Annotated in this window: 19 protein-coding genes; 8 read left to right on the top strand and 11 right to left on the bottom strand. The window is 70.0% G+C overall.

From position 1 onward, the window contains the following. Nucleotides 1-102: 102 nt before the first annotated feature. From ACZ6DL_RS15645 to ACZ6DL_RS15635, 3 genes are all read right to left on the bottom strand, one after another. Nucleotides 103-852: a Mut7-C RNAse domain-containing protein gene (locus ACZ6DL_RS15645; RefSeq protein WP_466051609.1), complete on the bottom strand. Its 750-nt coding sequence runs from the start codon at nt 850-852 to the stop codon at nt 103-105. Then, nucleotides 849-2,003 (bottom strand): FIST signal transduction protein, encoded by a 1,155-nt coding sequence (locus ACZ6DL_RS15640; protein WP_062969729.1) that lies wholly within the window; start codon nt 2,001-2,003, stop codon nt 849-851. The genes ACZ6DL_RS15645 and ACZ6DL_RS15640 overlap by 4 nt, the downstream gene beginning before the upstream one ends. A gap of 335 nt (nt 2,004-2,338) precedes the next feature. Further along, nucleotides 2,339-2,533 (bottom strand): hypothetical protein, encoded by a 195-nt coding sequence (locus tag ACZ6DL_RS15635; RefSeq protein ID WP_466051607.1) that lies wholly within the window; start codon nt 2,531-2,533, stop codon nt 2,339-2,341. A 2,263-nt stretch (nt 2,534-4,796) separates the two neighbouring features. Between ACZ6DL_RS15635 and ACZ6DL_RS15630 the strand changes: the two genes are divergently transcribed. Next, entirely contained in the window at nt 4,797-5,369 is a 573-nt protein-coding gene (locus ACZ6DL_RS15630; RefSeq protein WP_466051605.1) for a hypothetical protein, read from the top strand. An 11-nt stretch (nt 5,370-5,380) separates the two neighbouring features. Here the strand turns inward: ACZ6DL_RS15630 and ACZ6DL_RS15625 are convergent, their stop codons facing one another. The 3 genes from ACZ6DL_RS15625 to ACZ6DL_RS15615 all read right to left on the bottom strand — a co-directional run bounded on the left by ACZ6DL_RS15625 (nt 5,381) and on the right by ACZ6DL_RS15615 (nt 8,073). Beyond that, nucleotides 5,381-6,640, bottom strand: coding sequence for a deoxyguanosinetriphosphate triphosphohydrolase (locus tag ACZ6DL_RS15625; protein WP_466051603.1), 1,260 nt, complete (start codon nt 6,638-6,640; stop codon nt 5,381-5,383). Nucleotides 6,641-6,644: 4 nt separating this feature from the next. After that, complete coding sequence (locus ACZ6DL_RS15620) at nt 6,645-7,325, bottom strand: YdcF family protein (protein WP_466051990.1); 681 nt, start codon at nt 7,323-7,325, stop codon at nt 6,645-6,647. A gap of 70 nt (nt 7,326-7,395) precedes the next feature. Continuing rightward, entirely contained in the window at nt 7,396-8,073 is a 678-nt protein-coding gene (locus ACZ6DL_RS15615) for an MBL fold metallo-hydrolase (protein WP_466051601.1), read from the bottom strand. A gap of 30 nt (nt 8,074-8,103) precedes the next feature. On the opposite strand from ACZ6DL_RS15615, the gene ACZ6DL_RS15610 reads away from it, so the two are divergent. After that, on the top strand, nt 8,104-10,077 hold the full coding sequence (locus ACZ6DL_RS15610; protein WP_466051599.1) for a TPM domain-containing protein: 1,974 nt from the start codon (nt 8,104-8,106) through the stop codon (nt 10,075-10,077). An 18-nt stretch (nt 10,078-10,095) separates the two neighbouring features. Here ACZ6DL_RS15610 and ACZ6DL_RS15605 read toward each other — a convergent pair whose 3' ends face one another. After that, nucleotides 10,096-11,328, bottom strand: coding sequence for a phthiocerol/phthiodiolone dimycocerosyl transferase family protein (locus ACZ6DL_RS15605; RefSeq protein WP_466051597.1), 1,233 nt, complete (start codon nt 11,326-11,328; stop codon nt 10,096-10,098). A gap of 100 nt (nt 11,329-11,428) precedes the next feature. Between ACZ6DL_RS15605 and ACZ6DL_RS15600 the strand changes: the two genes are divergently transcribed. Then, nucleotides 11,429-12,055, top strand: coding sequence for a TenA family protein (locus ACZ6DL_RS15600; protein WP_466051595.1), 627 nt, complete (start codon nt 11,429-11,431; stop codon nt 12,053-12,055). Between the two features lie 18 nt (nt 12,056-12,073). Continuing rightward, nucleotides 12,074-12,463, top strand: coding sequence for a DUF1707 domain-containing protein (locus ACZ6DL_RS15595; protein WP_466051593.1), 390 nt, complete (start codon nt 12,074-12,076; stop codon nt 12,461-12,463). 48 nt (nt 12,464-12,511) lie between these two features. Here ACZ6DL_RS15595 and ACZ6DL_RS15590 read toward each other — a convergent pair whose 3' ends face one another. Next, nucleotides 12,512-13,903, bottom strand: a complete 1,392-nt coding sequence (locus ACZ6DL_RS15590) for a glycine--tRNA ligase (RefSeq protein ID WP_357037444.1) — start codon at nt 13,901-13,903, stop codon at nt 12,512-12,514. A gap of 195 nt (nt 13,904-14,098) precedes the next feature. On the opposite strand from ACZ6DL_RS15590, the gene ACZ6DL_RS15585 reads away from it, so the two are divergent. From ACZ6DL_RS15585 to ACZ6DL_RS15575, 3 genes are all read left to right on the top strand, one after another. Further along, nucleotides 14,099-14,449 carry an ArsR/SmtB family transcription factor gene (locus ACZ6DL_RS15585; protein ID WP_040865632.1) on the top strand — a complete coding sequence of 117 codons (351 nt, stop codon included), beginning with the start codon at nt 14,099-14,101 and terminating at the stop codon, nt 14,447-14,449. A gap of 3 nt (nt 14,450-14,452) precedes the next feature. After that, the gene (locus tag ACZ6DL_RS15580) at nt 14,453-14,887 is read left to right on the top strand and encodes a Fur family transcriptional regulator (RefSeq protein WP_062969735.1); all 435 of its coding nucleotides are present in this window, start codon (nt 14,453-14,455) and stop codon (nt 14,885-14,887) included. 127 nt (nt 14,888-15,014) lie between these two features. Continuing rightward, nucleotides 15,015-15,980: a hypothetical protein gene (locus tag ACZ6DL_RS15575; RefSeq protein WP_466051590.1), complete on the top strand. Its 966-nt coding sequence runs from the start codon at nt 15,015-15,017 to the stop codon at nt 15,978-15,980. A gap of 470 nt (nt 15,981-16,450) precedes the next feature. Here the strand turns inward: ACZ6DL_RS15575 and ACZ6DL_RS15570 are convergent, their stop codons facing one another. Beyond that, nucleotides 16,451-17,422, bottom strand: a complete 972-nt coding sequence (locus tag ACZ6DL_RS15570; protein WP_466051588.1) for a hypothetical protein — start codon at nt 17,420-17,422, stop codon at nt 16,451-16,453. Nucleotides 17,423-17,524: 102 nt separating this feature from the next. Between ACZ6DL_RS15570 and ACZ6DL_RS15565 the strand changes: the two genes are divergently transcribed. Beyond that, nucleotides 17,525-18,142, top strand: coding sequence for a TetR/AcrR family transcriptional regulator (locus ACZ6DL_RS15565; RefSeq protein ID WP_466051586.1), 618 nt, complete (start codon nt 17,525-17,527; stop codon nt 18,140-18,142). Between the two features lie 17 nt (nt 18,143-18,159). Here the strand turns inward: ACZ6DL_RS15565 and ACZ6DL_RS15560 are convergent, their stop codons facing one another. Then, entirely contained in the window at nt 18,160-18,570 is a 411-nt protein-coding gene (locus tag ACZ6DL_RS15560) for a YbjN domain-containing protein (RefSeq protein WP_062969797.1), read from the bottom strand. A 14-nt stretch (nt 18,571-18,584) separates the two neighbouring features. Continuing rightward, nucleotides 18,585-19,394 (bottom strand): isoprenyl transferase, encoded by an 810-nt coding sequence (locus ACZ6DL_RS15555; RefSeq protein ID WP_466051584.1) that lies wholly within the window; start codon nt 19,392-19,394, stop codon nt 18,585-18,587. Between the last annotated feature and the right edge of the window lie 73 nt (nt 19,395-19,467).

Here is a 19,467-nt window from a genome sequence, read left to right as displayed (position 1 = left end):
GACGAGCGGGTGGCCGGGCGGGCCACGGCGGCTCGGACCGAGGCGGTGTCCGGCCTTCGATGGAGTCATCGCGTGGTCGAACCGGAATCGCTCGCGCGAGTGTCAGGAGCGGTCGAGCTCCGCGCGGATCGCCCCGATCGTCTCGGCCAGTCGTGCCTGGTGGGAGCCCTGCCAGTAGATCCGGCCGCAGTCGCGGCACTGCCGGAAGGTGTCGTAGTAACGACGGGTGAGCGGTTGCAGCCGATCCTCGACCTCGGCTTTGGCGACCTCGTCGACGACGCCGCCGCAGCGCAGGCAGCGGGTGAACGGATCCAGGCGCGCGACGAGGTCGAGCCGCCGGATCACCTCGACGACCTGGTCGACCGGCCGATCCGACCGGATGTAGACGCCGTGTGTGACATTGCGGCGCTTCAACAGGCCGCGGTCGCGAGTGAGCAGGATCCGGTGCTCGGCCGCCGACAGCTCGGCGAGTTCGGCGTCCGCGGCCTCCCACCGGCAGTGCACGTCCAGGCCCATCAGCCGCATCAGCTTGGCGAGACCGCCGAGATTCACGTCCGCGAGGAACCGCGGCTCACGCAACGGGTGCGGGCGAACCCTGGTCACGCGGCCGATGTCGAGCGTCTCGAAGACGGGATACGCGGTGATCCGCCCACCGGGACGCGGGTGATGGTCGAAGTGCACCGGTTGTCCGTCGACCAGGACCAGGTCGACCTCGGTGTGCGGAACGCCCGCGGCCTCGATGACGTCCTTGACGGTCTGGTGCGGCCGGTAGGGCCGCCGCAGCACGGTGTACTGCTCGCCGGGCCGAAGGAAGTCGTTCAGCTCGGCGTAGACCCGCAGGTCGACGCTCATTCGACGAACAGCGCCATCGACGCCGTGAATCCGTGCAGCGCGTTGCGGCCCGCGATGGGCCCGATCTCGCCGGCGGCGAAGAATCCCGCGAGCGGGATGCCGTCGAGCAGGTCCTCGATCGTCGTGGCGTCGTGATCCGCGACCCCGAACATCCGCCTGCCGCGTCCGTTGCAGGTGAACAGCAGCGCACCGGCCGGACGCCCGGGAAGATCGGTGCGCGCCCGCGCCAGGGCCGCACGCAGGTCCTGGTCGGCGCCGATCGCGTCGCGGACCTGGAATTGGACGGTCGTGCCGACCTCCACGACGTCGCCCACCTCGATCGCCCCGCTGGATGGATCGGCGCCCAGCAGGCCGCGGATCAGGAAGTCGCCCTGCCCGGGCTCGGCGAGATGCTCGTCGACCACGAATCCGATCTGCAGGCCGCGCGCGAGCTGTTCCTGCTGGGCGAGCGGCAGCACGGCCACGATCTCGCGCAACCGCTCGATCGGGGGCAGGCCGCCGAGCCCGGTGATCACCGTGCCGTCCGCGCCGGTAACGGTGTAGGGATAGCCGATCGGCCTGCAGCCCTGGGACACGATCGGCACGCTGCGCAGGCCGGGGAGGCGCACGCCGACCGCGCCCGAGGTCACCACGGTGTGGTCGCGGAACAAACGGCTGCCTTCCGGGCCCCGTCCGCCGCTGACCAACCCGCCCATCACGACGGTGCCGGGCAGATCCGTGTTCACGTACTCCAGCAGGAGATCGGCCGGGAACGAGTAGGGGTCGGGCAGCAGCAGGTGGAAGTCGCGGGCGGCCTTGTCGAAGCGGTAACCGGCGAGCAACCCGCCGCTCGCCGTGCGGAGGAAGTCCAGCTGGAAAGTCTCGGCGGCGGGCAGTCCGGAGGCCAGCCACACCACCACCGCGGGCTCGTCCTCGATCTCGCGACGACCCGCCACGATTGCCTGGGCCACGCATCCGATCAGCGCGGGCACCCGGACCGTCCGGTGGACGCCGTACAGCACCTCCACGGCGTCGTCGGTGTGGACGCGGGAGGCGAGCAGCACAGCGAGCGACGGCGCTTCGCCCGCGAGCTGGTCGCGGGCGCGCGCTGCGGCTTCCCGGCCCGCTCGCCGCGCCTCGGACGCGGTGGAGAGCCCTACTCCGATCCGCACCCTTCCATGGTAGCCAACTGGAAGCTGTAACGAATACCATTGCCGCACAAGGCTGTTCATCGGGACGATGAACAGCACCGGGCCAGGGGGCGGCGAACGTGAGTCGACCGCCCCCGGCCCTTCGGCATCGAGAGCAGGGTGGTAAGGATGCGGGCAGGTTGCGATTCGATAGCTGTTCGGCGGCTCGCGACCCATCATCCATCTTCCCAGCCCCGAGAGGTCCGGCCGGTCTGAGCGACAATGACGCGATCACAGTTTGCTTTACGGTCACGCGAGATCAGCATGTCGGCGCACCGCGGCACGACCTGATGAGGACAAGCGGGAGACATCGTGGGTCAGCCGTCGCGGATCGACACGGGCGAACTGCGGGCGATGGTATCGACACTGGAGCGGCTCATCGCCGATGCCTCCCGGACGGTCGGCGCGTTGAAGGCAGCCATCGCGTCCGCCGAGGCGCAGCTCAGCGACCAACTCCACCAGGCGAGCGCACTGTCTGCCCCGGTAGCGGAGTCCCGGGCTCCGGAGTCCACGCCCGAAGCATCGGCCGCGCCCGAGCGGCAGGCGATGCCCACCCCGTGGGCCCGAAGAGCCTCGGCATCGACGCCGTGGTCGAGGCGGGTCGTCCGACCGTGCCCGACGGCGCCGAGTGCGCCGGTTCGGGCACCCGCGCCCGGCGATGCGGCGGCAGAAATGCCCGCGCCTGCACGGCCACCGGCCGCCGCGCGCTACTCGGAATTCGACCCGGCAGCTCGTCGGACGGATGCCGTCGACGACCCGATATCCGTCCGGAGCACGGATGTCGCGCACAGCCCTCCCCCCGCCCCGCAGGCCATCACCGTCGATTCGGCGCTGATCCAGAGGCCGGGCCGCGCAGAGCACTCCGGCCCCCACCCACGAGCCGACGCCGCGTCTTTCCGCCGGACGAATGCCGTTGACGCCTCCACAGCGATCGCGCCGACCGGAGCCGCATCCGCTCCGCCGGTCGAGAATCGCACCCCTGGCTTCCGGCAGGCGAGCAGGACCGACGATCCGGCCGGGCGCCCACACATCGATGTGACGGTGCAGAAGCCGCCATCGGTCCCGAAGATAGATTTCTCGCACCACCCCGAGCCCCTGCCCGAGCCCGCGACTACGCACCATCGCGAATCAGCCCCGCGAGCAGACAGCGCCGACGGTTTCACGCCCAGCCGACACGTCGACATCGCAGACGACTCGACACCGCTACCGACCCCGACAGACCCCGCGTCAGGCGCGCCGACCGGCGACGCACCGATTCGACAGACCGATCTCGCCGGCGCCTCCGCCTCGGCCCATACCGACTCCCCGGACATCCTCGAGCTCGACAGCGCACCCCGGCCCGAGACGGCGCCGCCCCTCGAGGTCGCCCAAGACGAACCCATACGGCAGACCAGCGACGCGCACCCGCCTACGGATTCAGCCGCGACGTCCGCCCCGCAGCGAGACATCGCTTCTGCCCCTGACTCCGCATCCACACCCGAGCCCACACCCACACCAGACAACGCACCCACCCCCGAGCCCGCGGCACAGACGACAGACGCGGACCTTCTCCGCCAGATCGACATGCCCGAGGACCTCGGACCCGTCGCAGCGGACGGCGGGCAGCGTTCCCCCGTCGACACCGGAGACATCGGGGGCACCGAGACGAGCGGGACTCCGCACCCTCCGTCGACCGCCCAGCAGAGCGACGCCACTTACGACTCCCCCGCCGCCCCAGCGTCCGAGATGGCAGGCGAGTCCACCCATTTGCGAAGAGACGACGCCCCCGCCCGGTCGACCGACGCCGCGTCACGGAGCGATCTGCCGAATGGTTCCCCAGCCACCGCCGCACCCAGCCCGCCGATCGAGACCGCGGAGCCGCTCGCCCGAAGGCAGCCGACGACCAGCGCACACGACGCGGTAGGGACGGTCGCTGCCGAGGATGCGACCTCCGCACCGGAGACCGATGCCGCGCGCCACTCCGCTCATATCCACCCGACCGGCGTGGCGGATCCCAGTGCGGCCGATCCGCGAACAGGCTCCGCGGCCATCCAGCAGACGGACCCCGGTGACGAACCCCTATCGCGCCGACGAACCGAGACCACCCCCGCCGCTCTGCCGTGGCTCGACACACTGCGCTTTTCCTGGATCGACGCCGCGCGCGGCGCGCAGGTCACCCCGCCGAGTGCTGAATCGGCCGACGACCCCTCGGTTCACCGCGGGGACCCCGGACCGCATCCGCCGACCGACGATGCGAGCGACCGCACCCCGGCCCAGCGAACCGACAGTGCATCCATGGAACGCATCGGCCCCCGGTCTTCTCCGGAACCCATTGTGCGGGCCGACATCACACCTGGGCAGTCCGGCAGCACAGACGACATCGAAGCCAACCGGAAGACGGGCCGCACGACTCATCAGGCAACCGGCCGTCGAACTGATTCGCCCGACCGCACCGACGCGGCCGAACTCAGCCGACGAACCGAAGCCCCGCGACCGCCCGCACCGATCGAAGACACCGCTACAGCGCACCGGCCCGGATCTGCTCAGCGGACGACCACCGCCGACGGCTCCGCCGCTGTCGCCGCGGCTCGGGAAGGGCCACGGCCGCCACAGGCGCGCGGGGCCGTCCCGCCGATCGCCGGCACCGGCGCTCCTGCCCAACGGACCGACGACGCCGCGGCCGCCCGGAGAAAAAAGCCCGCACACGTCGAGCGGAGCAACACCACACCACGCCCCGCCGTCGCGGAGCGGACCGAGACCGCTGACGGGCCCGAGGCGCTTCGGATCGTCCGAGAGATGTCGGCGCGGCATGGGGTGGAAGTCGTCGGGTTCGACGCGGCGGACATGGACGTTCAGGTGGTCCGCGAGATCGCGTCCGCCATCGATGAGCTGCTCGCGAAATACCCGCTGCCGCTGCAGGGCGTCGAGTTGACCGACGGCTCGGAATCTCGCCCGAGGCCGGATCGCACGCCGACGGCGAAGCAGTCAGCGGAGACCGCGATCTGGATCGTCCTCGACCGGGCTGCCCTGAATCCGCCGCGGGCGGCGCCGGTGGAGACGCGAAGAGTGTTTCGTAGACGTGGGCCCGCCGAGCGGCCGGTGTACAAGGCGGTCGTCCGCGAATTCGCGGGGGCATTGGACCTGGCGGGTGGTTTCCGGGCTCGGCAAGAAGCGTTGCGGACGTTGATCAACGAGTCCCTGCGCGGCGGCGGGGGTGGTGCCGGGCTGCTGGATCCCGGCCGGGCCTTGGTCGACGGCTTCACCGAGGTGGTCCTGCGGGGAGAGCGAGCGGGGGCGTCGGCCAAGGAGTTGCACGCGGCGCTGGTCAAAATGGCTCGAGCGGAGTCCACCGACGGCCTCTCGGCATGACGCCGCCCGGTCTAGACGTTCAGTTCCACCGCGACCCGTTCCAGGCGGCTTTCGGTGTAGGAGGCGATCTGGTCCACGACGACGCGCACGCGAGCGGCGTCGTCGGTCGCGGCGTTCCAGAACGGCAGCAGCAGCGGATCGAGGCTGTGCGGGGCGGTGGCCAGCAAACGATCGGCCACGGCGAGGATGCGTTCGCGTTGCGCGGCCTGCCGTAACCGGTGCGCCGGGTCGGACATGACGTAACGCAACGCGACGGTCTTCAGCAACGCCACCTCGGCGGCGACGATGCGCGGTACTTGCAGGTCCGCCGCGTAGCGGGACACCGGTTCCGGACCGGCCACCTCCCTCGTCGCCATGATCGCCGCGGTGGCGAAACGGCCGACGAGCTCGCTGGTCAGGCGCTTCAGCGCCACCGAGGCGGTGAACGTGCCGTCGTATGCGGTCACCGCCGCGACCACCGGGAGTTCCGACAGTCGTTGCGCGGCGGCGATCAACTCGTCGGCGGCCAGCGAGTGCTGGAACTGGCCGAGCGCCGCCAGCGCGTCCTGTTCGGCCGGGTCGGCCAGCGCGCGCAGGTCGATGCGGCCCGCGATCACGCCGTCCTCGACGTCGTGCACCGAGTAGGCGACGTCGTCGGACCAGTCCATGACCTGGCATTCGAGGCTGCGGCGCCGGTCCGGCGCTCCCTTGCGGATCCATTCCAGACGCTCGGTGTCGACCTCGTAGGCGCCGAACTTGGTGCCGGGACCCGTTCGGCCCCAGGGGTATTTGATCGCCGCGTCGAGCGCGGCGCGGGTGAGGTTGAGGCCCGCGCTGACACCGTCGAGTTCGAGCACTTTCGGTTCGAGGCGGGTGAGGATGCGCAGGTTCTGCGCGTTGCCTTCGAACCCGCCGAACGCGTCGGCGAAGGTGTCGAGGGCTTTCTCGCCGTTGTGGCCGTAGGGCGGATGGCCGATGTCGTGGGCGAGACCGGCCAGGTCCACCAGGTCGGGATCGCAGCCGAGTCCGTCGGCGATGCTGCGGCCGATCTGGGCGACCTCCAGCGAGTGGGTGAGCCGGGTGCGCGGAGTGTCCGCCTCACGCGGACCCATGACCTGCGTTTTGTCGGCCAGCCTGCGCAATGCCGCGGAGTGCAGCACGCGGGCCCGGTCGCGCGCGAATTCGGTCCGGTGGCCGATCTCGAACTCATCGCGCGGCGGACCGAGCCCCGCTGTCTTGGCGCGCTCGACGACGAGGCGTTCGGTGTCGTGGTCGGTGTACCGGGCGCTCAAGGTCTCACTGTCCCGCCGTGTAGGGGAAGTCCGCTGCGAAGTGGGTGAGCTGATACCACAGCAAGGCGCCGGTCTCCCGAGCGATGCCGTGCGCCTGGGATTCGCGGGTGTAGACGGCGGGACCGGTTCTGGTCGGCGCGGTCCACGCCGACAGACCTTCGTCCCTGGCCATGGTGCGGGTGCGCAGCGAGTGCCAGGGATCGCTGACCAGCACCGCCGACGACATGTCCCGCGCCCGCATCGCCGTCGCCACCGCTTCGACGCTGCGCAGGGTGTCGGACCCGGTCTCGACGGCGAGGATCTTGTCACCCGGCACCCCGCGCGCCTGCAGGTAGTTCTTGCCCGAGGCGGCCTCGGTGAACAGATCGCCCTCCTGCTTGCCGCCCACGGTGATGACGCGCGGCGCGACACCGGCGCGGAACAGCTTGTACGCCTGATCCAGTCGCGCTTCGAACACCGAGGACGGGGTCCCGGAGTACTGTGCCGCGCCGAGCACGACGATCGCGTCGGCCTTCGCGTAGTCATCGACGCGCGCGACCTGCCACACGCGGAAAGCGGTCCCGCCGACCAGCACCGCGCCCATCACCACCGACCCGATGACCAGCCGCCGCGTCCAGCGCAGCAACCCGGCGCCGAAGCCGTGCGGCCGGGCAGGGTCGGGAGCCGGGAGAGCCCGGGTGCGCATCGTTGGCAAATCCACTCCCCAAGTCTGCCAGCAGCGGCGCCGATCCCGGACCGGCAACCACCAGTGCCGGTTACCAGCCCCGCGCTCGCCAGTCCGGAAGGCTGGGGCGCTCGGCGCCGAGGGTGGTGTCGTCGCCGTGGCCGGGGTAGACGACGGTGTCGTCGGGGTAGCGATCGAAGAGTTTGGCCGAGACATCGGTGAACAGGGAGGTGAAGTCTTCCGTTGCGGTGGTACGCCCGACGCCGCCGGGAAACAGCGAGTCCCCGGTGAACAGGTGGGTGCGTCCCGCCCCGTCGGTCAGGGCGAGGGTGATCGAGCCCGGCGTGTGCCCACGCAGGTGGATGACTTCGAAGACCAGGTCGCCGATCGTGACGGTATCGCCCTCCTCGAGCAGCCGGTCGGGGCGGACCGGCAGCGGGTCGGCGTCGAGCGGATGCGCCGCGGTGGGCGCTCCGGTGGCGGCGGTGGTCTCCCGCAGCGCCATCCAGTGGTCGCGATGCTGATGGGTGGTGACGATCAGCCGCACCTGCCCCGGCGCCTCCTGCTCGACGAGCGCCGCGATGCGCGGCGCCTCGTTGGCCGCGTCGATGAGCAGGGCTGCGCCGGTGCCGGTGCATTGCACCAGGTAGCAGTTGTTGTCCATGCCGCCGACGGACATCTTGACGATGCGGGCGCCGGGGACGTCGCGCTGCTGCGGATCGGAATCCGGGGACACGTGGCCGCTGTAGGAGCGATCGATGGTGATCACGAAACGATGCTAGCGAGCTAGATTCGTGCCATGTCACTGCCGCCGCGGATCGGCCTCCTTCGCTTGCTCGCGACCAGCGTCCTGTTGGCCGCGATCGCCCTGCTCGGCGTTCCGGAGAGCGCGGCGGAACCGCCGGCGCGGATGAGCACCTACGTGGAGGATTCCGCCGGCGCGCTGGACCAAGGGCAGCTCGATCGGGTGCGCGGTGCGGTGGACCAGCTCTACGCCGACCAGCAGATCCGGTTGTGGGTGGTGTACGTACGCGGCTTCGACGGGCTCGATCCGCAGCAGTGGGCCCAGCGCACGGCTTCGATCTCCGGGTTCGGCGGGCGCGACCTGCTCCTCGCGGTCGCCACCGAGGACCGCGCGTACTGGCTGGAGGGTGAACTGCCCGGCGGCGTCAGCGATGCCGAACTCGACAGCATGCTGATCGGCGAGGTCGAGCCCGCCCTGCGCGACGGGCGGTGGGCCGAGGCGGGGATCGCGACGGCCGACGGGCTGGACGCGGCCATGCGCGGCGGCGGGGTGAGCGTGCGCGCCTTGCTCGTCATCGCTGCGCTGGTGGTTCTGGTGGCGGCGGGCCTCGTCTGGTACGCGCGCAAACGGCGTCGTGACCGAGCCGATGCCGAGCTGGCGGCGGCGCGGCAACTGGATCCGGAGAACACGACGGCGCTGGCCGAGCTGCCGCTGGAAGCGCTGCACGCCCGCTCCCGCGAGACGCTGGTGGAGATCGACAACGCGATCCGCACCAGCGGCGAGGAACTCGAACTCGCCACCGGCGAGTTCGGCGCCACCGCCACCACGCCCTTCCGCACCGCGCTCGACAACGCGAAAGCCGCTGCCGCCGAGGCCTTCGCGATCCGGCAGCGCCTCGACGACGCGATACCGGAGACCCCCGAAGAACAGCGCTCGCTGCTGGTCGAGCTGATCGGCACGGTGGGCCGCGCCGACCGCGAACTCGACGCGCAGGTAGCCGAATTCGACGCCATGCGCGATCTGCTGCTCGGCGCCGCGGGCCGGCTGGACGCGCTGACCCGGGACATCGTCGACGTCACCGCCCGGACACCCGGCTCGGAAGCCGAGCTGGACCGGCTCGCCGCCACCCATCCGGCCGGTGTCCTCGCGCCGATCGCGGACAACGTGCGGATGGCGCGGGAGCGTATCGCGTTCGCGGAGCGGAACATCGACGCGGGCCGGTCGGCGCTCACCGAGCCGGTCGGCGAGCAAGGCGGCGCGGTGGCCGCCATTCGTTCCGCCGAAGCCGCGATCGGGCAGGCCCGCGCGCTGCTCGACGCGGTCGACAACGCCTCGAGCGCCATCCAGCAGGCGCGCGACGGCCTACCGGCTGTGCTGGACGAGCTGCGCCGCGACCTCACCTCCGCCACCGAGCTCTCCGCTTACGGCGGGCCGGAGCTGGCGGATGCCCGCACCTCGGCGCAGTCCGCGCTGGAAAAGGCGACGTCCACGGCGGACACCGATCCGCTGAGCGCCTTCCACGACGCGGTCACCGCCGACGCCGATCTCGACCGCGCCCTCGCCGCCGCCACCGACCGCAAACTCGCCGTCGAGGATCTGCGGCGCAGGCTCGACGGCGCACTCGGCGACGCCAGGGCCCGGATCGGCGCGGCCGCCGACTACGTGACCACTCGGCGCGGCGGCATCGATGCCGAAGCGCGCACCCGCCTCTCCGAAGCTCAGCGCAACCTCGACGAGGCGCTGCGGGTGGGCGCGAGCGATCCGGCCCGGGCACTGCGGCACGCGCAGGCGGCGGCGGATCTGGCCGGGCGCGCCCTCCAGGCGGCTCAGGCCAGTGTGCGGGCATGGGAGGCGCAGCAGGCCCCCGCCGGTGGCGCGCAGGCGGGGGCGGTGCTCGGCGGCATCCTGCTCGAAGGATTGCTGCGCGGGGCGGCCGGTGGCGCGCGGCACTCCGGAGGCGGCTGGAGCCCGGGCTCGTTCGGTGGTTCGTCCGGCTCCCGGCGGATCGGTCGCGGCGGGAGATTCTGACCGGGTGGGCACGCCGGATCAGCGGGCGCCGACCGCCGCCAAGGCGGTCAGCTCCGCCCGCACCGCCTCGGGCAGGCCGTCGGCGTGCGCGCCGCCGCCGAGCACGCCGACGGCCAACTCGCCTGCGAAGGTGTAGGCGAGGAAGGTGACCGCGGCCGACGCGCCCGCGGACGGGCGGGGATGCGCCGAGACGTACACGATCTCGTAATCGGTGAACTCGAGGCCGGGCGGCATGCGGAACACCGGGACGACGCCGGTGTTGGTCACCGCGATGTGCCCGGCCAGCGAGTGAATCCTGTTCGCGCCGTAATAATCCGGGAAGTGCAGCACGGACTGCTGCACGACGCCGTCGGCCAGGTCGCGCGTCAGGCGGGCCGAAATGCGCTGTGCCAGTTCGAGCGGGTTGGCCGCGGGATCCACCTCCGCGGCGAAGGAAGCCAGACCGGCCATGTTGGTGCCCGCCGACGCGGCCACCCGCGGCTCCAGCCGGGTACGCAGGTCGACGGGATACAGACAGCCCGAATGTGCCGCGCCGCCGACTGTCTCCCGTGCATGAGCGCGTAGCAGAGCGGCGGTGAGCAAGCCGTTCACCGTCACGCCTGCTCTGCGTCCGAGTTCGACGATCCGGGCGGTGGCCTCCCGGTTCAGCCGCACACGTACCGGACGGGCGAGCGTGCTCGGTGCCGGTGGCGCGCTGTCGGACGGCAGCTCCCGCGCTTGCGGCGGAAGCGGCTTGGTCACGTCCTCGAAGCCGGATGTCGTGGTCCTCGTGATGCCGCGCGCCGCGACATGCCACTCCAACGATTGCGGAATCCCCTGTGGCGCAATCTCTATGGATTGCCGTTCGGTGATGCCGGTATAGCAGTCCCAGAGTCGCGACAACAGCTCGACGCAGTGGCCTGCGTCGGCGACGCTGTGGTGCGCGAACAGCGTGATCCGCCATTCGTCCGCGCCCGAGCCGACGACGTCCAGATAGGCCGATTGCGCCGCCGGATCCACCGCGGGAAGGTCGATCACCGCCACGTCACCCTCGCGCACGGAGACCGAGGTCCACGCCGCCTCGTCCCCGGCGAGCAGATAGCCCTGTCCTGCGGCGTCTTCCACGATTCTGCAACCGATCACCGGATACCCGCGCCGCAACGTCGCGAACGCCTCCCGCAGCGCCGTCACGTCGAGCGCTCCCCGCACCGACACCGACCGGCCCGTGTAGGTGCCATGCCGCACGAACCGCTGCTCCGACGGCGCCAGCATCCGAACCAGAGAATCCTCATCCCACAACACATCGCAAGGGTGCGGCACCACCGCCACGGGTGCAAACCGACCGGGCGGACGGATGCGGAAGACTGCCGGTATGAGTCTCGCGGCGCGTTTGGAGATCCTCGGCCTGTCCTCGGTGGAGGAACAGCTCAACCATCCCACCGTGGTGGGTATCGCCGAGGGCACCCTGCCCGAAGCGGTCTTCCGGTCCTGGCTGGAGCAGGACTACCTCTTCCTGCTCGACTACGTGCGGGTGTTCGCCCGCTTGGCATGGCAAGCTCCGCAGGCTCATCTGGGCGACCTGGTCGACCTGGCGCACGCCACCTACCACGAGGAGCTGTCGCTGCACCGCTCGCTGGCCGCCGAATTCCGCGCGGATCTCGACGGCGCCACCAAAGGCGCGCCGTGCGCGGCGTACACCGCGTTTCTCCTGGACTCCGCCGCGTCCTACGGTGCGGGGCTCGCCGCCCTCTATCCGTGCATGTGGGGGTACTCCACGCTGGGCGCGCGACTGGCACAGCGCCCGCCCGCCGAACCGCGCTACCGCCGCTGGGTCGACACCTACGCCGATCCCGGCTTCGCCGCCCTGACCCGCCGCTGCGCGCAGATGATCGATGAATCCGGAGTCGACCCGGCCCGCGCGGAGGAGCTGTTCCGCGAGGGGTTGCGGCATGAACTGGCGTTCTGGGACGTCCCGCTGAATCCATCCGGGCACGGATGAGTGACCTACGCTGACAACGTGAGTCAGGACCACGTGCGGGCATCCGACGCCGATCGCGAGAAGATCGTCGACCGATTGCGTCAGGCGATGAACGAGGGCAGGCTGTCGCTGCCCGAATTCGACGAACGGCTGCAACAGGTGTACGCCGCCAAGACCTATGGCGAACTGACGCCGTTGCTGTCCGACCTTCCCGCACAACGGGAATCGCAGCCTGCGCGCGGGACAGGCGTACCCCAGTGGATCACGATCATGTGGACGCCGTGGGTGTTCGTCAACGTGCTGTGCGTGGCGATCTATCTGGCCACCGGCGCGGGCTACTTCTGGCCGTTCTGGGTGGCGGTGCCGTGGGGACTCGCGCTGCTGATCCCCACCACGATCGGCATGATCACCCGCAAGAAGAGCCGCTGAACGCCGGGGCCCCGTAGCCGATCACGACCACGGGGCGCAACGGCGGACTCAGGCGCCGATCAGGTGCTGGGCCAGGTAGCCCTCCACCTTGTCCAGCGCGATGCGCTCCTGGGTCATCGTGTCGCGCTCGCGGATGGTCACCGCCTGGTCCTCGAGCGTCTCGAAGTCGACGGTGATGCAGAACGGCGTGCCGATCTCGTCCTGGCGGCGGTAGCGGCGGCCGATCGCGCCCGCGTCGTCGAACTCGACGTTCCAGTTCTTGCGCAGTTGCGCGGCCAGGTCTTTCGCCTTCGGCGTGAGGTCGGCGTTGCGTGAGAGCGGCAGCACCGCCGCCTTCACCGGCGCGAGGCGGCGATCCAGGCGCAGCACCGTGCGGGTATCCACGCCGCCCTTGGCGTTGGGCGCCTCGTCCTCGGCGTAGGCGTCGACCAGGAACGCCATCAGCGAGCGGGTGAGGCCCGCCGCGGGCTCGATGACATACGGGACGTAGCGCTCGTTGGTCGTCTGGTCGAAGAAGCTCAGCTCGGTTCCGGAGTGCTCCGAGTGCGTCTTGAGGTCGAAGTCGGTGCGGTTGGCGATGCCCTCCAACTCACCCCACTCGTTGCCCTGGAAGCCGAAGCGGTACTCGATGTCGGTGGTGCCCGCCGAGTAGTGCGAGAGCTTGTCCTTCGGGTGCTCGAACAGCCGCAGGTTCTCCGCGGCGATGCCGAGGTCGGTGTACCAGGAGAACCGCGTCTCGATCCAGTACTTGTGCCACTCCACGTCCTCGCCCGGCTTGACGAAGTACTCCATCTCCATCTGCTCGAACTCGCGGGTGCGGAAGATGAAGTTGCCCGGCGTGATCTCGTTGCGGAAGCTCTTGCCGATCTGCGCGATGCCGAACGGCGGCTTCTTGCGCGCGGTCGTCATCACGTTGGCGAAGTTCACGAAGATGCCCTGGGCGGTTTCCGGGCGCAGGTAGTGCAGGCCCTCCTCGGACTCGATCGGGCCGAGGTAGGTCTTGAGCATCATGTTGAAGTCGCGCGGCTCGGTCCAGCGGCCGACGGTGCCGCAGTTCGGGCACGCGATGAGCTCCATCGAGACCGTGTCCGGATCATCGATCTTGTTCTTGAGCGCGTACGCCTCCTGCAGGTGGTCCTGCCGGAAGCGGTGATGGCAGTTCAGGCACTCGACCAGCGGGTCGTTGAACACGCCCACGTGACCGGAGGCGACCCACACCTGGCGGGGCAGGATCACCGAGGAGTCGAGACCGACGACATCCTCGCGGCCGGTGACCATGGCGCGCCACCACTGCTTCTTGATGTTCTCCTTGAGTTCGACGCCCAGTGGCCCGTAATCCCATGCCGACTTGGTGCCTCCGTAGATCTCACCGCACGGGTACACCAGACCCCGGCGCTTGGCGAGGTTGGCAACGGTGTCCACCTTCGACTTGGGTGCCACGCGAGAATTCTCCATCCACTGCGAGTCGGAATTTTGCATTGCATGAACACGATAGTTTTGTGTCGATGCTGCGATTGTGCCCAGCCTATCGGCAGGCCCGGTGCCGGTTTCAACCGCACGGTTCGGCGCGCCCGTTTGACATGCGCACCTGTGCATACGCAAACTGGTAATGCTTTCCATTAAGGAGTTGGTGACATGACCGCCGAGACCGCCCCGGCACCGCCGCACAACCCGTATCGGTCGCCCGGCCCGGCGCCGGTACCCGCACGATCCGTGCTGGAGGACGCGGGTGAGTTGTTGCGGGCGCTGGCAGCGCCGGTTCGGATTGCTATCGTGCTCCAGTTGCGCGAGTCACCGCGGTGCGTGCACGAATTGGTCGACGCGCTCGGTGTCACGCAACCACTGGTCAGTCAGCATCTGCGTATCCTCAAGGCCGCCGGTGTCGTGCACGGTGAGCGTTCGGGTCGCGAGGTGCTCTACGAACTCGTCGACGACCATCTGGCGCACATCGTCGTCGACGCCGTCGCGCACGCCGAGGAAGGGTGATTCGTGCCAGACAACACGACCGTTCCACAGAAACCGGTCGGTATCCGCAGCACCAGGCAGCGCAGCGCCATCGCCGCGCTGCTCGGTGACATCGATGAGTTCCGCTCCGCCCAGGACCTGCACGACGAGTTGCGTAAGCGCGGCGAGGGCATCGGGCTGACCACGGTCTACCGGACGTTGCAGTCGCTGGCCGACGCGGGCATGGTCGACGTGCTGCGCACCGACTCCGGCGAGTCGGTCTACCGCCAGTGCTCCACCGGCCATCATCACCACCTGGTGTGCCGGCATTGCGGCCACACCGTGGAGGTGGAGGGCCCGACGGTGGAAGCATGGGCCGAGGCCATCGCGAGCGAGCACGGCTTCAGCGAGATCAGCCACACCCTCGAGGTGTTCGGCACCTGCACGACATGCGGGGCGGCGCGCCGCCGCGACGGCTGAGCCACCCGATTCCCGGCGTGTCCGGTTAACGCGGCCTCCATCAACGGAGATTCACCGGCGAGTTCCTCGAACGCCCGGGCCGAGCCGAGCCCGATACGGAGGAACCGCCATCTGCTGGGGAGGCAGCGTGTCAACGACCATCGACTCATCCATCCGCCCGGTGCGCCGCCGGGCCGTGACCGTCGCCGGGGCCGCGCTCGCCGTGGTCTCGGCGATGCTCCTCTCGGCGTGCGAGGACAAGAACGGTACGCCGGTGGCCGTCTCCCCGACGCCCACCTCCGCGGTCGCGGTCCGGCCGGGCACCGACAGCGGGCAGTCGACCGTCCGCACCGTCGGCAAGACCGGCTGGTACGACGGATTCGACATCACCGTGGACAAGGCGACCGTCGTGCCGGACGAATACGGCGGCGCGAAGGTGCGCGTCGACATCACCTACAAGAACACCACCCTCGACGACCACACCCTGAGCATCACGCCGTCGCTGCTGGTCGGCAGGGAAGTGGATGGCGGGGCGATCTTCGACAGCCCGGCGGTGCCCGGCAACGGCTCGGCCACGGGCACCGCGACGACGTCCGTCGCGTCGGCGAAGGACGCCGAGCACCTCATCGACACGATGACCATCGTGTACGGCAAGGCCGCGGACAACCAGACCAAGATCCCGCTCGCCGCGGCGGGCAAGGTGGACAGCGTCCAGCCGAGGACATTGCCGATCAGCGGCACGCTGGTGCAGGACCAGACGACCATCCGGATCACCGGCGGCAGAATCAGCCCGAGCTACACCGAGAACGAGAACGGCAAATCCGATCTGGCGCTGCGCATCGCGCTCGTCGGCGGAGCGGGCATCCCCGCGGGCGGGACGAACATCTACTACGACTACTTCACCGTCCGGACCCCCGACGGCCAGACCGTGGCCGCCGACGTCCGCGGCCCGATCAACGAGTTGCTCAACGCCAACGAGACCATCGACAACCCGAAGAACTACGTCGTCTTCGTGGTGCCCTCCCCTGGCACAGGCCCCTACACGCTGACGTACAACGCTCAGAAGGAAGAAGGCGCGGCCGGCGCGCCCACACTGTCGTTCACGGTGGGCTGATCCGGTCGCCCGCCGCCTTTTTCGGCGAACCTTCCCCGAGCCCCTCGAGAATCCCGAGGTGCAGTGGGGCAGCTGCGCCGAGACCGAGCGTCCGAGCCGAGCGCATTCACTTGCTGAAGGATTGCCGCAGTGCGAGAGAGGCGATGGGGACAACGACGTGTCACGCGCGACGCCGCAGTGAAAACACCTCGGGACCGACCGGCGAGCCGCTACGGTCCGAGTTGGGTCAAGGCGCCCACCCCCTGCGGGTGCCCACCCACCCGGGGGGTGGATACTCTCCACCCCCCGGGGCCCAGGCGCTTCGGCCGCACGGCCGGTCGGCCGAGAACATCTCACATTCCGTACTGCCCTGCCACTGAACCGGGCCATGTCCTCGGAAAACGACACGGTCGCCGCAACATCCCGGCTGGAGAGTGTTGCGACGACCGCGTGAACCCGACGCACAGTACGGCTCCGCGCCTGTACTCGGTTCAGCCGACCGGGACCGCGGCCCGAGCCGACACAGGCGTCTGGGCCGGACGACCGCGCAGCGCGGCCACTCCGAGCAGTGCGAGCGCCAGCGCGCTCCAGACCAGCAGCACCACCAGCGGTCCGATCGCGGCGGCGCCGTCGAAGAACGCGACCGAACGCAGCAACGATGCGGCGGCGCCCGGCGGCAGCAACTGCCCGACGGCGCCCCACGGCTGCGGCAACAGCTCCGGCGCGGACGTGGCCGCCGAGAACGGATTGCCGATCAGCAGCATGGTGAGCGCGGCGATACCGATTCCGGCACGTCCGAGCACCGCGGCGAGGCCGACGACCGCACCGGCGACCGCGAACGACACCAGCCCCGCGACCGCCGCGAGCACCGGGTACGACCCGGGCACCACCGACATCCAGCCCTGGATGATCGCCATCCCGAGCAGTCCACCCACGACACCGAAGGTGGCCAGCCCGATCACCTTTCCTCCGATTCCCGGGATCAGCAGCGACAGGAGCACACCTGCCGCGATGCCGGACATCACCAGCGGCAGCACCATCGCACCGAACGCGGTGCCACGCGGATCGTCCGAGTCGGCGGCCACCACGTCCTCGACCCGGGCGGCGGGTGCGCCGGAGAGCTGCTGCCCGATCTGGGTGAGTTGCTGTGCGACAGCGGGACTGGCGCCGGAGGCGACCAGCACGCGCGGCGGTCCGTCGCCGGTGACGATCGCCCCGTAGACCTCCCGGTCCTCGATCGCGGCGCGAGCGGCGGCCTCGTCCGCGGGGGTGGTGATCTCGAAGGCGCCAGGGCTGTGCTCGGCGAGCTTGCCGGTGACCATCGCGGCCTGCGGACCGGTGACGGCCAGCGGTAGGTCACGAGGCGCGATGTTCGCGGCCGGCCAGGCGAAAGCGATCAGCATCAGCGCCTGGAGCAGAGCGGCGCCGATGCCCAGCGCGAACGCCCGCTGCGTGGTGTTCATGACCTTCTCCTAAAAATCGAATGCTCGTTCTTTTTAGTTGCGCCTACGGTCGCATGGGACCGGAAAGTTGTCAAGAACGGATATTCGTTTTATTTTTGGCCTATGCCCCGAGTCAGCGAAGAGCACATGGAACGCCGCAGGCAGCAGATTCTGGACGCCGCGCGGCTCTGCTTCGCCCGCAAGGGGTTCTTCGAGACGTCCATGCAGGACGTGTTCGCGCAGTCGGGGCTCTCGGCCGGTGCGGTCTACCGGTACTTCAAAAGCAAGGACGAGCTGATCACGGCGCTCGCCACGGAGACGACGGTGTCCCTGCGCGTGGCCATGGCCGACGCGATCGGCCGTGACCCGCTGCCCACGCCCGCCGAGCTGATCACCGTGATCGCCGAGGAGGTCGTGCGGCGCAGCGGACCCGACGGGCCGGTGCGACTGGCGCCGCAAGCCTGGGCGCTGGCCCTGGTGCATCCGGAGGCGGCGGTGATGGTGCGCGAGACGATGATCTCGATGCGCGCGCTCTGGGTGACCTACGCCGAGCGCATGCGCGACAAGGGCTGGCTACCCGCGGACGCCGACCTCGACGCCGTGGCCAAAGCGATCATCGGACTGCTGCCGGGATTCATCCTCCAGCACCTCATCCTCGACGACCTCGACCCGCAGACGCTGGCGCGCGGCGTGCGCACCCTGCTGCCCTACGGCGAAACCACCGGCACGAACGCCGGCTGACGGCCGTCGTGCCCTCCTCAGGGCAGCAGACCCTGCCTGGCTCGGCTCGCGTTGGACAGCACCAGCAGCAGCATGGTGGTGAGGGCTTGGTCGTCCAAGCCTGCGGCGGGGAAGGTGTAGCGCAGGATGACATCGGCGAGCCCGCCACGGGCGATCACGGTGAGCGAACCGAATTGCAGCGCGTTGTTGCGCTCGGCGACGCGCTTGTGCAGCTGCGCCTTCAGCGGGCGGTCCCAGGCCAGCACACAGGTGAGACTCAGCACGTCCAAGCCGGGCGCCAGGGTCACCGCGCGCAGCGAGCACAGCGCGCCCTCGTACTCGAATCCCAGCGACCCTTCTGGGTCGACCCGCACGTCGATGCCGTAACTCGACAGGCAGGCCCCGGCCCGCGCCTGAAGTTCCCGATCCGGCGTCACCGCTGCGTCCATGTCCGACCCGCCGTTCACTTGGTGCCGCCGAAACGGCGGTCCCGGGAAGCGTACTGGAGGCATGCCTCCCACAGGTTGCGCCGATCGAAGTCGGGGAACAGCGTGTCCTGGTAGACGAATTCGGCGTAGGCCGACTGCCAGAGGAGGAAGTTGGAGCTGCGGAACTCGCCCGACGGGCGCAGGAACAGGTCCACGTCCGGCATGTCTGGCTCGTCGAGGTATTTCGCCACCGTCGCCTCGGTGACCTTCTCCGGATCGATCTCACCCGCCGCCACCCGGCGCGCGATCTCCCTTGCCGCGTCGGCGATTTCGGCGCGGCCGCCGTAGTTGACGCACATGGTCAGCGTCATCACCGTGTTGTCCTTGGTGAGTTCCTCGGCGATCTCCAGTTCCTTGATCACGCTGCGCCACAGGCGCGGTCGCCGACCGGCCCAGCGCACCCGCACACCCATCTCGTGCATCTCGTCCCGGCGCCTGCGGATCACGTCGCGGTTGAAGCCCATGAGGAAGCGCACCTCCTCGGGGCTGCGCCGCCAGTTCTCGGTGGAGAACGCGTAGGCCGACAGCCACTTGACGCCGATCTCGATACAGCCCTCGACGGTGTCCATCAGCACCGCCTCGCCGCGCTCGTGCCCGGCGGTGCGCGGCAGCCCGCGCTCCTGGGCCCAGCGCCCGTTGCCGTCCATGACGAGCGCGACGTGGTTGGGCACCAGTTCCGGCGGCAGTTGCGGCGGCCGAGCTCCCGACGGGTGCGGCGCGGGCGGGCGGACGACGCCCGCGTGCTCGGGCGCGGTCGCGGTGGCGGAATCTCGGCGGCGGATCACGGCCTCTATCCTGCCTGATCGCTTCCGCCGCCCCTACCGCCGCGTTGCTTCCTGCCGAATTCCGCGGTTCCAC

This window comes from Nocardia sp. NPDC041819 (genome assembly GCF_055590505.1).
This window is presented reverse-complemented; position numbering and strand designations above follow the sequence as displayed.

Coding starts and splice junctions, on each gene's coding strand:
- ACZ6DL_RS15645 (WP_466051609.1), bottom strand. CDS start 852: ATGAGCGTCGACCTGCGGGTCTACGCCGAGCTGAACGACTTCCTTCGG.
- ACZ6DL_RS15630 (WP_466051605.1), top strand. CDS start 4,797: ATGTCGGCGCGGCATGGGGTGGAAGTCGTCGGGTTCGACGCGGCGGAC.
- ACZ6DL_RS15620 (WP_466051990.1), bottom strand. CDS start 7,325: ATGCGCACCCGGGCTCTCCCGGCTCCCGACCCTGCCCGGCCGCACGGC.
- ACZ6DL_RS15610 (WP_466051599.1), top strand. CDS start 8,104: ATGTCACTGCCGCCGCGGATCGGCCTCCTTCGCTTGCTCGCGACCAGC.
- ACZ6DL_RS15605 (WP_466051597.1), bottom strand. CDS start 11,328: ATGCTGGCGCCGTCGGAGCAGCGGTTCGTGCGGCATGGCACCTACACG.
- ACZ6DL_RS15600 (WP_466051595.1), top strand. CDS start 11,429: ATGAGTCTCGCGGCGCGTTTGGAGATCCTCGGCCTGTCCTCGGTGGAG.
- ACZ6DL_RS15585 (WP_040865632.1), top strand. CDS start 14,099: ATGACCGCCGAGACCGCCCCGGCACCGCCGCACAACCCGTATCGGTCG.
- ACZ6DL_RS15570 (WP_466051588.1), bottom strand. CDS start 17,422: ATGAACACCACGCAGCGGGCGTTCGCGCTGGGCATCGGCGCCGCTCTG.
- ACZ6DL_RS15565 (WP_466051586.1), top strand. CDS start 17,525: ATGCCCCGAGTCAGCGAAGAGCACATGGAACGCCGCAGGCAGCAGATT.
- ACZ6DL_RS15560 (WP_062969797.1), bottom strand. CDS start 18,570: ATGGACGCAGCGGTGACGCCGGATCGGGAACTTCAGGCGCGGGCCGGG.